Annotated in this window: 13 protein-coding genes and 3 pseudogenes; 9 read left to right on the top strand and 7 right to left on the bottom strand. The window is 71.8% G+C overall.

Annotated features, from left to right (window positions below; all coding sequences use genetic code 11):
• Positions 1-73 precede the first annotated feature (73 nt).
• The 4 genes and pseudogenes from L1857_RS30835 to L1857_RS30820 all read right to left on the bottom strand — a co-directional run.
• A pseudogene (locus L1857_RS30835) lies at positions 74-166 on the bottom strand (hypothetical protein); the annotation flags it as partial.
• A 297-nt stretch (positions 167-463) separates the two neighbouring features.
• Positions 464-1,093, bottom strand: coding sequence for a class F sortase (locus tag L1857_RS30830; protein ID WP_249467063.1), 630 nt, complete (start codon positions 1,091-1,093; stop codon positions 464-466).
• A complete protein-coding gene (locus L1857_RS30825; protein WP_249467060.1) occupies positions 1,090-1,704 on the bottom strand; it encodes an excalibur calcium-binding domain-containing protein in 615 nt (204 codons plus the stop codon). The genes L1857_RS30830 and L1857_RS30825 overlap by 4 nt, the downstream gene beginning before the upstream one ends.
• 136 nt (positions 1,705-1,840) lie before the next feature.
• Positions 1,841-3,367, bottom strand: a complete 1,527-nt coding sequence (locus tag L1857_RS30820) for a TROVE domain-containing protein (protein ID WP_249467057.1) — start codon at positions 3,365-3,367, stop codon at positions 1,841-1,843.
• A gap of 432 nt (positions 3,368-3,799) precedes the next feature.
• Between L1857_RS30820 and L1857_RS30815 the strand changes: the two genes are divergently transcribed.
• Complete coding sequence (locus L1857_RS30815; protein ID WP_249464895.1) at positions 3,800-4,765, top strand: IS481 family transposase; 966 nt, start codon at positions 3,800-3,802, stop codon at positions 4,763-4,765.
• Between the two features lie 13 nt (positions 4,766-4,778).
• On the opposite strand, the gene map is transcribed toward L1857_RS30815, so the two are convergent.
• Positions 4,779-5,558, bottom strand: coding sequence for a type I methionyl aminopeptidase (gene map / locus L1857_RS30810; RefSeq protein WP_116111225.1), 780 nt, complete (start codon positions 5,556-5,558; stop codon positions 4,779-4,781).
• 162 nt (positions 5,559-5,720) lie between these two features.
• Here map and L1857_RS30805 point away from each other — a divergent pair, with 162 nt between their 5' ends.
• Complete coding sequence (locus tag L1857_RS30805) at positions 5,721-6,932, top strand: cytochrome P450 (protein ID WP_116111263.1); 1,212 nt, start codon at positions 5,721-5,723, stop codon at positions 6,930-6,932.
• On the opposite strand, the gene L1857_RS30800 is transcribed toward L1857_RS30805, so the two are convergent.
• A complete protein-coding gene (locus L1857_RS30800; protein ID WP_116111226.1) occupies positions 6,916-9,237 on the bottom strand; it encodes an ATP-binding protein in 2,322 nt (773 codons plus the stop codon). The two genes, L1857_RS30805 and L1857_RS30800, sit on opposite strands and share 17 nt — an antisense overlap.
• 183 nt (positions 9,238-9,420) lie before the next feature.
• Between L1857_RS30800 and L1857_RS30795 the strand changes: the two genes are divergently transcribed.
• Positions 9,421-10,845: an FAD-binding protein gene (locus L1857_RS30795; protein ID WP_249467054.1), complete on the top strand. Its 1,425-nt coding sequence runs from the start codon at positions 9,421-9,423 to the stop codon at positions 10,843-10,845.
• Positions 10,842-11,429 (top strand): TetR/AcrR family transcriptional regulator, encoded by a 588-nt coding sequence (locus L1857_RS30790; RefSeq protein WP_094006143.1) that lies wholly within the window; start codon positions 10,842-10,844, stop codon positions 11,427-11,429. The genes L1857_RS30795 and L1857_RS30790 overlap by 4 nt, the downstream gene beginning before the upstream one ends.
• An 83-nt stretch (positions 11,430-11,512) precedes the next feature.
• Here the strand turns inward: L1857_RS30790 and L1857_RS30785 are convergent, their stop codons facing one another.
• Complete coding sequence (locus L1857_RS30785; RefSeq protein WP_116111228.1) at positions 11,513-12,121, bottom strand: helix-turn-helix domain-containing protein; 609 nt, start codon at positions 12,119-12,121, stop codon at positions 11,513-11,515.
• 91 nt (positions 12,122-12,212) lie between these two features.
• Here L1857_RS30785 and L1857_RS30780 point away from each other — a divergent pair, with 91 nt between their 5' ends.
• From L1857_RS30780 to L1857_RS35830, 5 genes and pseudogenes are all read left to right on the top strand, one after another.
• A complete protein-coding gene (locus L1857_RS30780; protein WP_116111229.1) occupies positions 12,213-13,031 on the top strand; it encodes an MBL fold metallo-hydrolase in 819 nt (272 codons plus the stop codon).
• 324 nt (positions 13,032-13,355) lie between these two features.
• A pseudogene (locus L1857_RS30775) lies at positions 13,356-13,587 on the top strand (hypothetical protein); the annotation flags it as partial.
• Positions 13,588-13,783: 196 nt separating this feature from the next.
• Positions 13,784-14,200 (top strand): hypothetical protein, encoded by a 417-nt coding sequence (locus L1857_RS30770; protein WP_094006146.1) that lies wholly within the window; start codon positions 13,784-13,786, stop codon positions 14,198-14,200.
• Positions 14,167-14,685: pseudogene (locus L1857_RS35835) on the top strand (E3 binding domain-containing protein); the annotation flags it as partial. The gene L1857_RS30770 and the pseudogene L1857_RS35835, both read left to right, overlap by 34 nt.
• 198 nt (positions 14,686-14,883) lie before the next feature.
• On the top strand, positions 14,884-15,201 hold the full coding sequence (locus tag L1857_RS35830; RefSeq protein ID WP_233157320.1) for a 2-oxo acid dehydrogenase subunit E2: 318 nt from the start codon (positions 14,884-14,886) through the stop codon (positions 15,199-15,201).
• Positions 15,202-15,986: the final 785 nt, after the last annotated feature.

Raw genomic sequence — 15,986 nt, 5'->3', positions numbered from 1 at the left:
CAGGCCACCGGCGCGGCCCCGGGTCCGCCCGCACGGAACCGCCGTGGGCGGTGGTGATCGAGCGGACGATCGACAGCCCGAGGCCGGCGCCGTTGGTGTGGGACGTGCGGTCGCCGGTCAGGCGGCGGAACGGCTCGAACAGGCCGGGCAGCGCCTCGGCCGGCACCGGCGGGCCGGTGTTCTCCACGACCAGCGCCCCGTTCACCTCCGTGCGCACCGAGCCGCGCGGCTCGTTGTAGAGGATCGCGTCGCGCGGGCGAAGCACGGGCGGAGGCGCCGGCGGCGCAGCGGTTGTCGGAATCGTCGTTCAGCGCGTTGTCCCTGCTCGGCGGGGTGGTGGGGGTGCTCACCGGGGTCGCGGTGACCGCCAGGTACGCGCTCACCCAGGACTGGACCGCAGTGCTGCCGCCGCTCCCGTTGTTCGGCGGCGCCGGGTTGACGCCGACGGAGGCGCTGGCGTGGCTCAGCTGCGGTAGGTCTGGGACAGGCGCGCGTAGGCCACGACGTTGTCCGCGTAGTTGCGGGTCGAGCGGTCGAAGTCGCCGCCGCAGGTGATCATCCGCAGCTCCGGCCCGGCCGTGTCGCCGTAGACGTCGTCGGTCGGGAACCGCGACTTCGGGTATCGCTCGACGCGGTAGACGGTGAACACGGCGGTGGTCCCGTCGGCGCGGTGCACGATCGCCTGGTCGCCGGGCTTGGTGTCCTTGAGGCGGTGGAAGGTGCCGGGCACGTGGTTGTAGTCGACGTGCGCGGCGAGCACCGCGGGCCCGGTCTCCCCCGGTGATGGGCTGCCGGTGAACCAGCCGGTGGTCACGGCGTCCTCCGGGACCTCCAGCGCGCCGTCGTCGGTCAGGCCGAGGTCGATGATCGGGCCGGTGCGGACCCCGATCGAGGGCACCTCGAGTGTGACCGGCCGGGAGTGTGGCAGGGGTCCGTCGACCGGGGTGGTGACCGGCGTGGTGGTCTGCGCCGGCAGCGCCGATGTCGGCGGCGCGGCCGGCGCGGGCTGCGGCTCGGCCGGGGAGCCGCAGGCGGTGAGGGCGGCGCCGATGGCCGCGAACGCGAGCCATCGGCGCCAGCGCGTGGTGCTCATCGGCCGGCGCGCCGCCGGAGGAGCAGCATGGTGCCGGCGCCGCCGCCGACCAGCACGAGCGCCCCGACCGCGACGGCCGGGCCCGCGTCGGTGCCCTCGTCGCCGCCGCCGGTGTCCACGCCACCGACCGGCTTGACCTTCACCTGCGAACCGCCGCCGGTGGTGTTCTTCTCCCCGAACCTGGTCTCGCACGCGATGCCGTCGTGGTCGGCGTCCAGGCGGTGCGGGTCGCTGCGGTCGGCGTCGAGGACGGCCTGGGCCTGCGCCTGGGTCGCGAAGTCGGCGCAGTCCAGGTCCGCCGGGGCGGCCTTGGTGCTCGTGACGACCGGCGGGGCCTGGGTGACGGTGCTGGACGGCGTGGACGGCGTGGACGGCGTGGACGGCTGCCCGCCCTTGCTCGGCAGGGTTTCGCAGGCCTTGCCGTCGTTGTCGTCGTCGAGGCCGTACGGATCCGACCGATCCTGGTCGAGAACGGCCTGCGCCTCTTCCTGGTAGGTGAAATCGCTGCAGTCGTACTTGTCGGTGGGCTGCGCGAAAACCGCAGGTGCCGGACCCAGCAGTGCGATACCCGCCACTGCGGCCGTGCCGAGAACGCGACTGATCATGCGCATGGGGGACGTCCTTTTCCGGGGAAACGATCTCGGGGAAGATTCAGCCGCTTTGTCGTTCCGGAATGAACGAACGTTACTCGCGCAATTCCGGAAACTGTTTTCCCGATAATGTCGGTATTCGGACCTTGTTCGCGGGTCAGAACGGCCAGTCCGCGTCCCGGCCGGACTCCAGCAGCGGGATCATCCGGAAGGCCGCGTCGGTCAGCCCGCTGAACGTGTGCCGCGTGCCCAGCCCGGACGGCGTGTTGCCGGTGGCGTACCCGGCGACGTTCCACACGTACAGCGGAACCCGGTCCGGCACACCCATCGACGCGTCCGCCGTGGCCGACTGCTCGTCGGTGACGATGACGACCCGGTCGTGGCGGCGGTAGTGCCTGCGCACCGCCGCCGCGGTGTTGGTGGCCGGGAACTTGTCGAGGCTGTCGACGAACGGCAGCAGCGACCCGCCGCGCGGAACCCGCACCTCGCGGCTGTCCCAGCCGTACACCACCACCGTCGGCCGCTGCGCCCGCACCGCCAGCGCGCACCCGAACAGGGCGGCCTGGTCGGCGAACGTGACCGCCGACCGCCTGCCGCTCATCCACATGGAGGCGGACCGGTCGATCAGGATCAGCGTCCGCCCCGGCAGGGAGGGCACGTTGGACAGCGACGCGTGCAGGGCGCGCTCCAGCGCCGGCCCCCACCGCAGCGACGGCGCCGCGCGGTAGGCGGACAGGAACCGGAACGGGAACTGCCGCGACCGCGCCACCTCCGCCGGATCGGCGAGCCGGGCCGCGACGCGGTCGGCCACCTCGTCCGGCAGCCCGGCCTCGTCGAAGTTGCGCAGGTTGCGCAGCAGCGCCATGTACCCCATGCCCGAGATGACGGCCTGCCACGCCGCCGCGTCCAGCGGGCCCTGCAGCCACCCGGCCAGCGCCTCCCACGTCATGCCGGCGGTCCGCAGCTCCGCGGGGTCCAGGGCCGCTCGCCGACGCTCCACCGGGAGCGCCATGAGCGTCCGCCGCCGGGCCAGCACGGTCAGCTCCGGCGCCGTACCGCCACGCAGGATGTGCCCGAAGAGCGCGTCCTGCACGGCGTCCCGCGGCTGCGGGTGCACCAGGCGCAGCACGTCGGCGAATCGCACACCGCGACTACCGCTGTCCCACTTCAGGACCGACCGCTCGTCGTACAGCGCCCCGACCGCGTCGGCGACCCCGCGCTTGACCGGCTTGGGCAGGCGGCGGCCGTAGCGGCTGAACCAGTACGCGATCAGCTCGCCCGGCTCGTCCGCCCGCCGCAGCACACTCGCCACGACGGCGCGGTTGGACGGCCCGTCGTCGGCGCCGCCGTCCAGGCGTGCCTTGACGAACTCGGCCGCGCCGACGAGCGAGGCGGAGCGCATGTTCGCCTCGGTGCGCAGCCAGCGCAGGAACCGCGCCGTCCACTGTGGATCGCCGAGCGCGGCGCGGCGGACCAGCTCGGCGTAGCGGCTGTCCCGGTCGCCCGCCTGCTCGTAGAAGGTGTCCTCGCCGACCATGTTCGCGACCGCGAGCAGGAACAGCTCGGACTTGGTGTCGCGGGCGTAACCGGTGCCGCCCTGGTGGTTGACGACACCGGGCACCGCGGCCGTGACGATCGGGGACCGGTTCGCCGGTCTTCGGCGGAGCAGGTTGAACTTGGACATGCCGGCCTCGCAGGGGAAAAAGGGGAGCCGGCGACCTCGGACAGGCCCGAGAAGGAGTCGGTGAAGGTTTCCACCTCCTTGCGGAGGCGCAGGAGTCGAACCTGGTGAACCGGAAGTAACCCTCGCCTGCGCACCGGGCCTGTCCGAGGTGACCGGCGTGCGAAGATCAGGATACGCCGCAACTCCCGGATCCGAACCGATTTTTGCGGCGTGCTGGCGGCAGGGATCGTGGACAGTGTGTCGGTGCGTCGGGTTGATCAAGGCGGCCCTGGCCGATGAATGGGCCTACCTCCACGCGTCACCAACCTCGTCGGGCACTACAGCTAGCTGTACTTGGCCAGGACGTTGGTAGCGGCTGGCTGGTGTTGACATGGGGAGAGCCTCCGGTTGGGGTGTGGCTTGTCTAGGACCCACGCCAGGCCGGAGGCTCTCGTGTCACACCGTAATGCCCGTACGACGTTCTTGGGCAGGTTGCTGATCGTCCAGCGGCATCGTCAGGGGTGGCCACAGGCACATATCGCGAAGGCAATGGGCATGTCACGCAAGTGCGTGAAGACCTGGTTGGACCGGCACGCCGCCGAGGGCGAAGCCGGCCTGCACGACCGGTCCTCACGTCCCCATTCCTCACCGCGGCGGACCAGTGCCGAGACCGAGCGGCAGATCCTCGAGCTGCGGCAGCGGGAGCGTCGCGGTCCGGACTGGCTGGGGGCGCAGCTGGGAGTGCCGGCGCGGACGGTGTCGCGCGTGCTGGCCCGCCACAACGCGCCTCGGCTGTCGGCGCTGGACCCACTCACCGGGCAGGTCATCCGGGCCAGCAAGACCACCGCGGTGCGGTATGAGCGCAATACCCCGGGCGAGCTAGTGCACATGGACGTGAAGAAAATCGGTCGGATCCCCGAGGGCGGCGGCTGGCGAGCGCATGGCCGCGCTCACCGGGACGCCACGCGCGACCGCAACGCCAGAATCGGTTTCGACTTCGTCCACTCGTTGGTCGACGATCACTCCCGGCTGGCCTACTCCGAGATCCTGCCCGACGAGAAGGGCGGCACCTGCGCCGCTTTCCTCGCCCGGGCCATCGCCTACTTCGCCAAGCATGGCATCACCAGAATCGAGCGGTTGATGACCGACAACGCCTGGGCCTATCGCTGGTCACTCCGGCACGTCTGTGCCGAGCACAGCATCCGGCAGAAGTTCATCAAGCCCCACTGCCCCTGGCAAAACGGCAAGGTCGAGCGCTACAACCGCACCCTGCAAACCGAGTGGGCCTACCGGCAGGTGTTCACCAGCAACACCGAACGAGCCGCCGCGCTTGCGCCCTGGCTCGAGCACTACAACACTCAACGCCGCCACAACGCACTCGGCGGCCACCCACCCACCAGCCGACTGCCACCAACCTAACGGCCAAGTACAGCTAGCCGCCTTCCGATTCCCGCCGGGTGAGCACCCGCGGGCCGTCCTCGGTGATGGCGACCGTGTGCTCGGAGTGGGCCGTGCGGGAGCCGTCGGCCGAGCGGATCGTCCAGCCGTCCGGGTCGTACACGATCCGATCGGTGGTGCGGGCGAACCACGGTTCGAGCGCGAGGGTGAGGCCCGGCTGAAGCTTCAGGCCGCGGCCGGCCCGGCCCTTGTTGGGCACGTGCAGGTCCTCGTGCATGGTGCGGCCGATGCCGTGACCGCCGAACTCGGTGTTGACCGGGTAGCCGTAGCCGGAGGCCACCGCCCAGATCGCCGCCGAGATGTCGCCGAGGCGGTTGCCCGGGCGGGCCGCCTCGATGGCCGCCTCCAGTGCTTCCTCGGTGGCCCGGATGAGCCGCAGGTCCTCCTCGGCGGCGGTCCCCACGACGATGGTGCGCGCCGAGTCGGCCACCCAGCCGTCGATGCCGACCGCGAGGTCCGCGGTGAGCACGTCCCCGTCACGCAGCGTGTAGTCGTGGGGCAGGCCGTGCAGGACGGCGTCGTTGACCGACAGGCAGATCACGTTGCGGAACGGGCCCTTGCCGAAGGACGGCGCGTAGTCCCAGTAGCACGACTCCGCCCCGCGCCGCTTGATCATGCCGCGCGCGTGGTGCTCCAGGTCCAGGAGGTTGACACCCACATCGGCGAGCCGGCCGATCTCGGTGAGCACCTCGGCGACGAACCGCCCGGCCACGTGCATGCGGTCGATCTCGGCGGGCGTCTTCAGTTCGATCACGAAAAACCTCACGTCACGGTGTTCGGTATTATTATACCGCCACCCTAGCACACCTCCGGTATAGTAATACCAGTCACGCTGCGTGCCCAGTGGTGGATCACACTAGGCCGGACGGAGGCTTTTCCTTGCCCCGAGCTGGGCGAGTGTGGATTGTTGACCGACGTGAGCCAGATCAGTGACCCGGCCGTCGCCGATCCGGTGCGGGAGCGGGCCCGCACCTTCGACCACCTCGACCCCGCCCAGGCCGCGACCATCCACGAAACCCTGGCGCAGTTCCGGAAGTCCTGCCCGGTGGCGCACAGCGAGGCGCACGGCGGCATGTTCGTGGTCACCCGGTTCGACGACCTCCGGCACGTCGCCAAGCACGGGGACACCTTCTCCTCCGCCGCGGAGGTCGGCGCGGTCGTCGTGGCGCCGGAGACCGGCGAGGTGATCGCGCCGCTGTTCGAGCAGGACCTGCACGAGCACGCCGGCTGGCGACGGCACCTGCAGCCGTTCTTCACCCCGCCCGCCGCGGCGGCCCACGAGGACTACATCCGCCGCGTGTCCCGGGAAGTCGTGGCCGGGCTGGCTCCACGCGGGCAGGCGGACCTGGTGCCGGAGCTGTGCGCGAAGATCCCGCCGCTGGTGATCGCGTCCCTGCTGGGCCTGCCGGAGGAACAGCGCCCGACGCTGGCCGCGCTCGTGCACGGCCTGGCCGCGGCCGACAACCCGCGCACGGCGGAGGCGATCGGCCGCGAGTACACCGAGTTCCTGCTGGCCCACATCCGGTCCCGCCGCGGGAAGACCGGGTCCGACGTGCTCACCTCGGTGGTCAACAGCGAGATCAACGGCAGGCTCGCGAGCGACCACGAACTGCTCAAGTTCACGTTCCTGCTCATCGCCGCCGGCAACCTGACCACCACCGACCAGCTGGCCAGCATTCTGCTGGAACTCGCCGAGCGGCCGGATCTGCGGCGGCGCGTGGCCGCCGATCCCGGGTTGATCCCGCAGCTGGTCGAGGAAAGCGTGCGGCACGAGTCCGCCGTCGCGGCGACCGGCCGCACGGTGGTGCGCGAGACGGAACTGGCCGGCGTCCCGCTCCGCCCCGGTGACCGGATGCTGCTGACCTGGGGCTCGGGCAACCGCGACGAGGACCACTTCCCGGACGGCGACGAGTTCCGGCTGGGCCGCCCGCGCCGGCCGCACCTCGGCTGGGGCGCGGGCGCGCACCGCTGCCTCGGCCTGCACGTCGCCCGCGTCGAACTGCGGGTCATCTGCGAGGAGTTCCTCGCGGCGATCCCGGACTTCGCGCTGCCGGAGGGCTTCGTGGCCGAACGCACCTACGGCGTCATCCGCGGGGTGAAAGCGCTTCCCGTCACGTGGCCCGTCTAGCGGGCGCGGCGGTCTGCTGGGTGTACCAGGTGGCCAGCTGCGCCCGCCGGTTCATGCGCAGCTTGGCGAAGATCTTCGTCAGGTGCGTCTCGACGGTCCGCCGCGAGACGGCCAGCTCGGCGGCGATCTGCGGATTGCTGAGCCCATCCGCGACGAGCGCGGCGACCCTGGTCTCGGCCGCGGTGAGCGCCCGCAGCGTCACGTCCGGACGGACGTCGACGGTGTTCACCTCCACCGGCCGCAACGCGAGGTCGTAGACCTCCTCGGTGCTGAGCTGGGTGCCTTCGGCGTAGGCGGCGCGGAAGGTGGCCTCCCCGATCGCGGCCACGATCCGCTCCTCGGCCAGACGCCGTTGCCGCCGGAACGGCACCAGCCCGCCGAGCCCGACGCCGTGGCGCTGCTGCAGGCCGAGACAACCGCCGAGCAACCGGGCGGCCTCCCGGGGCTGCCCGGCCCGCGACCGCCACCACGCCCCGGCCTCGACGGTCCACGTCGAACCCCACCGATCGCCCATCTCGACCTGCGGGCGCAGGCACTCGTGCAGCACGTACCGGGGGTGCGTGCGCGCCGGGAGCCCTTGTGTCCACAGTGCCCAGCTGGCCGCCCACGGCGACTCGTGCGCTTCGGCGTCGGCCAGGCATTCGTCGGAGGCGGCGTCGGCGATCTCGGACGGCCCGAGCAGTCCCGCCGCCACCGACAGGATCAGCGCCGCCATCTGCCCGTCCCCGGCCATGCCGGCCGCGCGGAACCCGTCGCGGGCCCGCCGCAGCAGCGGCAGGCCCGCGGTGTCGCCCAGGCTGAGCACCCGGTAGGTGCCCTCGACGTAGAGCACCGGTGGCGCGTCCTCGGCGCCGAGTTCCCGGGCCATCGCCAGGCACGCGTCACGGTAGTGCTCGCCGCGGGACCGGTCGCCGATCGCGGTCAGCGTGAACCCGAGCGAGGCCAGCGCGGCGACCCGGACCATGCTCGGTTCACCGGGCCCGGCGCGCAGCAGGTTTTCGATCCAGGCGCACGTCGTGGCCTGCTGCGCGTAGAAGAACGGGATCCGCGTGCGCATCACGTCGGTCACGATCGCCAGCCCGGTCTCCACCTCGCCGGAGCCGGCGCACCAGTCGACCGCGGCGCGGATGTTGGGCATCTCGCGGTAGACCCTGGCCAGCCACTCCAGCTCCTGCGGCCCGAACCACTGCGCGGCCGCGTCCGCCACGAGCCGCCGCACCCACCCGCAGTGCGCGTCGCGCACCCGCCGGGTCTCCCCGAGCGCGTCCAGGTGACGCAACCCGTACTCGCGCAACGGCTGCAGCTGCGTGTAGCGCCCGTCCGGGCTCATCAGCACGATCGACTGCCGCACCAGGCCCTTGACCAGCGTCATCACCTCACCGGTGCCGACCGCGTCGTCGCCGCCGCAGACTTCCTCGGCCGCCTCCAGGTCGAACCCGCCGGAGAACACCGCCAGCCGGGCCCACAGCCGTTGCTGCGCGGGACTGCACAGCGCCCACGACACGTCCAGGGCCTGGGTGAGGGTGCGGTGGTGCGGTTGCGTGCGGCGGGCGGTCGCGGTCAGCAGCCTGCCGCCGTCGAGCCGCTGCAGGATCTTGTCCGGGGACAGGCCGGAGCCCATCTGCGCGGCGATGAGTTCGATGACCAGCGGCAGGCCGCCGGACCAGCGCGCGAGCTCGACCACCGCGGCGAAGACCGGCCCGTCGTGCGGGATGGCGGGGTAGCCGGCGGCGGTGGCGCGCTCCAGCAGCAGCACCACGGCCTCGCTGGTGTGCGCCCGTTCCGGGGAGGCGTGGACCTCGGGGATGCTCACCGGGGGCACGGTGATGATCCGTTCGCCGACCAGTTCCAGCCGGTGCCGCGAGGTGGCCACCACGCTGAGGCCCGGGACCTCGTCCAGCAGCGTGACCACCACGTCGGCGACCGCGTCGAGCAGGTGCTCGGCGTTGTCCACCACCAGCAGGGCCCGCTGCTCGTGCAACCGCTCGACGAGCACCTGCAGCGCCGGCCGCTGCGAGTGGTGGTCGGTGATGCCCAGCGCCGTGACGATCGACTGCGCGACCGCCTCCGCCGCGTTGCTGGCGGGATTGAGGTCGGCCAGGTGGACCACGGCGGTGACGTCGAACGCGCTGCCGGTGCGCTGGGCCAGCGTCACGGCCAGCCGGGTCTTGCCCACCCCGGCCGGGCCGGTCAGCGTGATCAGGCGGACGTCGTCCCGCAGCAGCCCGGCGAGCGAGCGCAGCAGCTCGTCCCGCCCGACCAGACTGGTCAGCCCAGCGCTCGCCAGCTCCGCTCGCCTGATCACCGCCGCCCCACAAGGTTAAACGCCGTTCAACCGGTCGCGGTGAACTGTAAGGGACGCCCGCGGTCGCTGTCACCCCTCGTGGCCTCACGTACGTGAGGCCGGGCCAGGTTTGTGGAACGCCCGGATGTGCCGGAGCCGCCGCCGCGCCACGGTGGAGTTCCGGACGACGCGAGAGGAAGACCGATGACCCACACAGCCATCGGCTGGGACCCCGGCGGCCGCGAGTGGACCACCCGCCCGTCCGGGGCCGCGGTCCCGGCGCCTCCGCTGGCCGGTGACCTGCTCGTCGACGACGCCGCGCGCGAGGCCGCCTCCCGTGACCTGGGCCGGCTCGTGACCCGACGGCCCAGCGCGGTGCTGCGGCCGGCCGAGGTGGACGACATCGCCAAGATGGTCCGGCTCTGCCACGACCACGCCATCCCGGTCGCCGCCCAGGGCACCCGCCACCAGACCAACGGGCAGGCACTCGCGCCGGACGGTCTGGTCATCGACATGACCAGCCTGAACACGATCCACCGGGCCGACGGGGACCGCGCCGACTCCGACGCCGGGGTGCTGTGGTCGGATCTGGCGGCCACGCTCGCCGGATCGGGGCTGCGCTTCGCGGGCGGGCTGACCGGGTACGTGCCGCTGTCCGTCGGCGGCACCCTCAGCGCGGGCGGGATCAGCCCGAACTTCGAGGCCGGGGCGCAGATCGACTTCGTCGAGCGGATCCAGGTCGTCACCGGCCGGGGCGAGGTCGTGTGGGCGTCGGAGGCGGAGAACCGGAAGCTGTTCGCGGCGGCGCTCGGCGGGCTCGGGCAGGCCGGGATCATCACCCGCGCCGAGCTGGTGGTGGCGCCGATGCCCGCGTGGGTGCACTCCTGGGTGCTGCCGCATCCCGGCATCGACGGGGCGTTCGCCGCGATGCGCGCGTTGATCTCCGGCGGGCTGGCGACCGAGGTCTACTGCATGATCGTGCCGCCGGGGCCGACGTTCCTGGTGCACGCGGCCTGGTACGAGTACGCGGACGGCGCGCCGCCGCCGGACGTGCCCGGCCGGCTGGGCTGGGCCGGTCCGGTGCAGCACGAGGTGTCCGGCTACCTGGACCACGTGCTGAAGTATTCGGCGATCATCGACCAGTGGCGGCAGGCCGGCTGGGACGAGCGGCGGAAGCCGTGGTTCGACGTGTTCCTGCCCGGTTCGCGGGTCCGGGAGTTCGTCGGCGCCACCCTCGACCGCATGACCCCGCTGGACTGGTCCGCACCGCACGGCGAGGGTTTCGTGTTGCTGTTCCCGCACCGGGCGAGCGCGTTCCGGCGGCCCCGGCTGCGGTTGCCGCGGCCCGAGCCGGACGGGCTGGTGTGGCTGTTCGACGTGCTCAACGCCGCCGAGCACGACGCGGACGCCGGCTACGCGGAGGCGATGCTGGTGCGCAACCGGGAGTGGATCGCGGACGCGACCGCGGCCGGCGGCGTGGTCTACCCGATCGGCACGCACGGTTTCACGGCCGCGGACTGGCAGCGCCACTACGGCGACGACTGGGAGGACGTGGTGCGGGCCAAGCGGCTGTTCGATCCGGCGTTGATCCTCGCGCCGGGCCAGGGGATCACGGCCGCGGTGCGATGACACTGGCCGGGAACGCGCGGATGAACAGGCAGCGGGTCTCGCTGCACCGGGCGGGGATCACCCCGGAGCTGGTGCTCGACGAGGCGGTGGCGCTGACCGCGGACAAGGGCCTGCGTGGCTGGCGGATGCGCGAGCTGGCCGACCGCCTGGGCGTGTACCCGGCGGTGGTCTACCACCACGTGGGCGCTCGCGGCGCGATCACGGCCGCCGTGGTCGAACGGATCGCCGGGCTGGTGCTGGTCCCGCCCGGCGGTCGCGGCTGGCGGTGCTGCCTGGCCGATCTGGCCCGGGAAATCCACTCGGTGCTGGGCCGGTATCCCGGGGTGGCCTGCGAAATCGCGCTGCAGACCGCGCGGAACGGCCCGCCGCCGGCGATCGGGGTGCCGCTGGTCGTGGCGCTGGAGGAAGCCGGAATCCGGTCGCGGGCGCCGGAGGTGGCGCGACGGGCGGTCCGCGCGCTGTGCTGGCAACTGGCGCAACAGGACGAGCTGCACCAGACGATCCCGGCCGAGTGCCTGGGACGGCTGTGGGACCAGGACGTGGCACTGATCCTGAACGGACTGGCGGCCGACCTCGGCGGCTGATTGCCACGGTCCGATGTGGACTCCCGGGCCCGCCGCAGCCGCACGATACCGCTGTGACAGGCGGGCCCGCCCGGGAATCTCGATCAGCTCCGGCGCGTGATGACCATGAGGTATTCGCAGGGAGCGTCCGTCCGGTTGGCGAACCCGTGGTCCGCGTCGGCCTGGAAGAACAGGGAGTCGCCGCTGTGCAGGGTCTCGCTGATCCCGCCGATCGCGACCGTGAGGGTGCCGTCGAGCACCACGAGTTGTTTCTCCGTGCCCGGCGGATACGCGGGCAGCAGCCCGGTGGAGACCTGCGCGGGGAGGTGGTGGACGATCATCTCGGCTCCTCCCGCGCCCGGGGCCGCTGACACCATGTGCCGCTCGAAGCCGGTTTCCGGGTCACGGAACACGGGGCGTTCGTTCTTGCGCATGACGACGGCCACGCCGGACGAGGCGGCAGCCGGCGCACCGACCAGGTCCGAGAGCGACGCGTCGAGCGCGTGGGCGATCCTCGACGCGACGCCGATCGTCGGGCTCTTCTCACCGCGTTCGACCTTGGACAGCATCGCCCGGCTGACCGATGACTGCGCGGACAGCTGCTCCAGCGTCAGGCCCGCCTCCTCGCGGAGCCGCCGCACGTTGCCGCCGAACGCGCCGGCCAGGTCGTCACCGTGCTGTGGTCCGGCCGCGTTTCCGTCTTGCTCGACCACCGTGCTCCTCGATCCATGGCTACTTCGCTGCGGACAGTGTAGGGTCTCTTCTAAAGAAGACAGATTCTTCTATTGGAGACATGGGGGTTTCATGCGTTTGATCTCGAGTGGCCGCCACCACGCCACCTTTGATTTCGGTGATCTGCAGGTGATCTCGTTGCGGGACGGGTACATCGACATGCCGCCGACCCGGCTCCGCGACGAGGACGGGTGCGCGCTCGATGAGCTGCCGGCCGCCGTCCCGCTGGCCGGCGACAACTTGCGGCTGTCGGTCAACGCTTTTTACGTCACCGACGGCACGCGATCGGTTCTCATCGACACCGGCGCGTCCAACGTCTGGCACGACCCCACGATGGGGTTGATCTACGACGCGCTCGACGAAGCGGGAATCGACCGCGCGGATGTCACCGATGTCGCCATCACCCATAGGCACGAAGACCACGTGAGCGGCCTGATCGCGCCGGATGGTGCAGAGGCGTTCCCCGGACTCGAGCGCGTGTGGATCGGCGCGGGCGACACCTCGGTGTTCACGGGACGGCTCGCGCCGATCCGCGACCGGGTCGTGCCCGTGTCGGAGCAGGTCGCGATCAACGACTGGACCACCGCGATCCCGACACCGGGCCACACGCCCGGGCACACCGTCTACGAGGTCAGGAGCGACGCCGGCCACCTGCTCGCCTGGGGCGACACCGTGCACGTGCCCACGCTCCAATTCGAGCAGCCGAACGTGTCCTGGGAGCTCGACGGCGACCAGTCCCAGGCCCGCGCCGCGCGGGCGGCGCTCCTCGAACGACTGACCCAACCAGACCACTTCGTAGCCGGCGCCCACCTCGACTCACCGGGCATCGCGCGCGTAACCCCTTCCGGCGACGGTTATGCGCTGGAATACCTGGCACCACAGATCGGCTGACCGAGCCTGTCGGCCGCGCTCGCGATGGCGGCCGGGAGGGCGAGCACCATCAGCAGGCCCTGACCGGCCGATCCGCTCCCGGCCGTTCGGGCCGCCAGGACCTGGTCGAGCCCCACCAGCCGGCGGTCCGGGGCTGCCGCCGCGCAGCGCGCCTAGGGAGTCTCGGTAATTGATCTACCTGTAGGCATGGCTGATCTTGGGTGGTGGTGGGTCGGGGTGAGTTGACGGATCGGGGCGCCATGGCGTGACCTGCCTGAGTTACGGTCTTTGGAAGACCGCCCGCGCATGAACCGTTGCGGTTGCGGACCGCGGATGGCATCTGGCGGCCGGTCCCGGGGCGGACTGAGCACGAAGATCCATCGTGCGGGTCGATGGGTGCGGGTTGCCGATGCGGATGCTGCTTACCGGCGGCCAGGCCGGCGACAACCCGCCACTGCTGCCGCTGCTGGATGGCGGCGGGCGTCCTCCTGCTTCCGATGCCGAGGCCTACCGGCAGCGAAACGTGGTCGAACACTGCTTCAACCGGCTCAAACAGTTCCCCGGCCTGGCCACCCGCGATGCCACACCCGCCGCCTGCCACCAGACCGAACTCACCACCGCCGCCATCGTCCTCTCGCCCCGAAGACTTACCGGACACTCCCTAGGCCGGTCGGGTGAAGATGGTCGATTCTCGTGCCCAATCCTCGCCGGGCGCCCACGCTGCAACCGAGTCTCGCCACCCGGGCGGGCCACCACTGGGGAAGGACCCACCCATGCCGACACGAACGAAGGCTGCCCTGTGCGCGGTCGCCCTGGCCGGGCTGGCGCTGGCCACGCCGCAGGCGACCGCCGCGACCTACCCCACCAACCCGTTCAACGTCTCCTACGGCGCCACCTACGCCGCCGGCACCATGACCTGGTACGCACGGGCCGTGCGGCTCGACGGCAACTTGCGATCGCTGAGCAGCAGCGGCTGTCGCAGGGCTTACGCGGTCGCCTACACCGCTGACCTTGCCCAACTGGACGAGCGCAGCACCAGCGCCCAGTGCGGAGACCAGATCAAACCCTTCCAGATCGACCTCACCGCCGACGTCGCCGGCGGCGCCGCCATCGTCTCGGTCTGCCTGCTGGACGGCGGCGGCGCGCCACTCGGCGAATGCAAGGCCTACGCCCGCTCCGACGCGAGCTGATCCGCGGCAGCCGGAACCGGAGGGGAAGGGGGAGGGTCAGCGCGCGAACCGGTCGCGCTGCGCCTGGGTGGGCGTGCGGTCGGCTCGCGTGGGCGCGGCACCGCGTGGCGGTGCACGAGGTGTTTGGGTTCGCGGGACTTGCCGCTCACCTGGCGGGCCTCCACAAGGCGCGGAAGTGCGCGTTGCCTTCGCTGAGTTCGGCCACCAGGTTCCGCAGAGCGGGATCCGGTGGGCCGAAGCCCGCGGCTACCCCGCAGGTTCGCCACGGTCGCTTGCGCGGTCCTCGTGCCCGCAGGCAGCGCGGTGCCCATCGGTGCCCCGATCGCCCGCCTCGACGACGGCAGCGGCGACCAGCCACCGACCACACGCGACACACCGGCACCGGTGCCCCGCAGCACCGGCCGCGTCGCGCGGGAAACAGCCGCCTGGCGGCCACGCCCCTCGTGCGGCGGCTCGCCCGCGAACACGGGATCGACCTCGCCGGGATCACCGGCAGCGGACCGCGGGGACGCATCGTGCGGTCCGACATCGAAGACCGCTACCGCTCCCGCCGAACCCGTCGCCGACGCCGACGCCGTCCGCCACGCCGTGGCGACCCGTCTTGCCGACAGCGCCACCGTGCCCCACTGCGGGCGCACCCGGGGATCGACGCCTCGTACTCCCCGGAGGGCCGCGGCGAAACCGTGCTGCACGAGGGAATCCACGTCGGGATCGCGGTGTCGTCGCCGAGCGGCCTGGTGGTGCCGGTGGTCCGCGTCGCCGACCGGTCCCCGGTCACGGTCACGGTCAGCAGCCTCGGCATGTTCGGGGTCGACCAGTTCCCCGCCATCATCAACCCGCGCCAGGGCGCCATCCTCGCGTTCGGCGCCGCACTCGGTGAGCCGTGGCGCATGCGGTACACGATCACCGCCGATCACCGCATCATCGACGGCGCGCTCGCCGCTCAGTTCCTGGCCACGCTCACCGGCCTGCTCGAACACCCGTTGCGCGTCATCGAGTGAGGAGCCCGGACCACCGCGCGAACGCGCCGACCTCGGCGAGCCCCCTGCGCCGAGGGGATGCGGGCGATGAGCCGCTGGCACGCCAACTCGCCGACGTTGGGCTGGGACAGGCTGTCCGGCAGAGCGACGGTCGGGCAGGACGGTGGCGTACGACCGCCGCAGCGGGGCGGCACCGCCGGACCAGCTGTCAGATCGCCCCGCAGCCTGTCGGCACGACAGTGAGAACGGAGCCGGCTGCGGTCACCACCCGAAGGCGCGCCCGATCCAGAAAAGCAGAAAACCCCAGGCCCTAGGACCTGGGGTGACTGTGCGCCATCAGGGACTCGAACCCCGAACCCGCTGATCTTGGATCGACTGATCCCGGTGGTGCTGGTTGCTCCTGGTTGATGCCGCTGACCTGGCACTTCTCCGGATGGGACTCTTGGTCGGACTGGATCCGATCCGGCTGTCCACGGCTCATTAGCGGCAGTTAACGGGCACCCGAGCGGGCTGCGGCCGCCAACCCGACGCCGGGCACCGACCACGCAGCACCTTCCCCGCGATCCACAGCCGCCCACAGCCGGGACGGGTGCTGTCAACCCTGTAACCGATCACGCCCGACAAGCGACGTACGTCCCGTGACTGTGCGTGCTCAAGCCGACCACCGCGGGCGTGATCGGCGCGAAGCGGGGTTGACAGCGCCCGGCCCGGCTTTGACCATGCGGCGATCGCGGGGAAGGTGCATCCTCCGCCAGCCGCCGACGCTGGGTACTTCCTCACGTGTTCTGCGCCCCCGTGGCGTGCGC

This window comes from Amycolatopsis thermalba (assembly GCF_023376025.1).
Taxonomy (GTDB): Bacteria; Actinomycetota; Actinomycetes; order Mycobacteriales; family Pseudonocardiaceae; genus Amycolatopsis_E; species Amycolatopsis_E thermalba.
The sequence above is the reverse complement of the archived record's forward strand: the minus strand, read 5'-3'. Positions and strand labels throughout refer to the sequence as shown.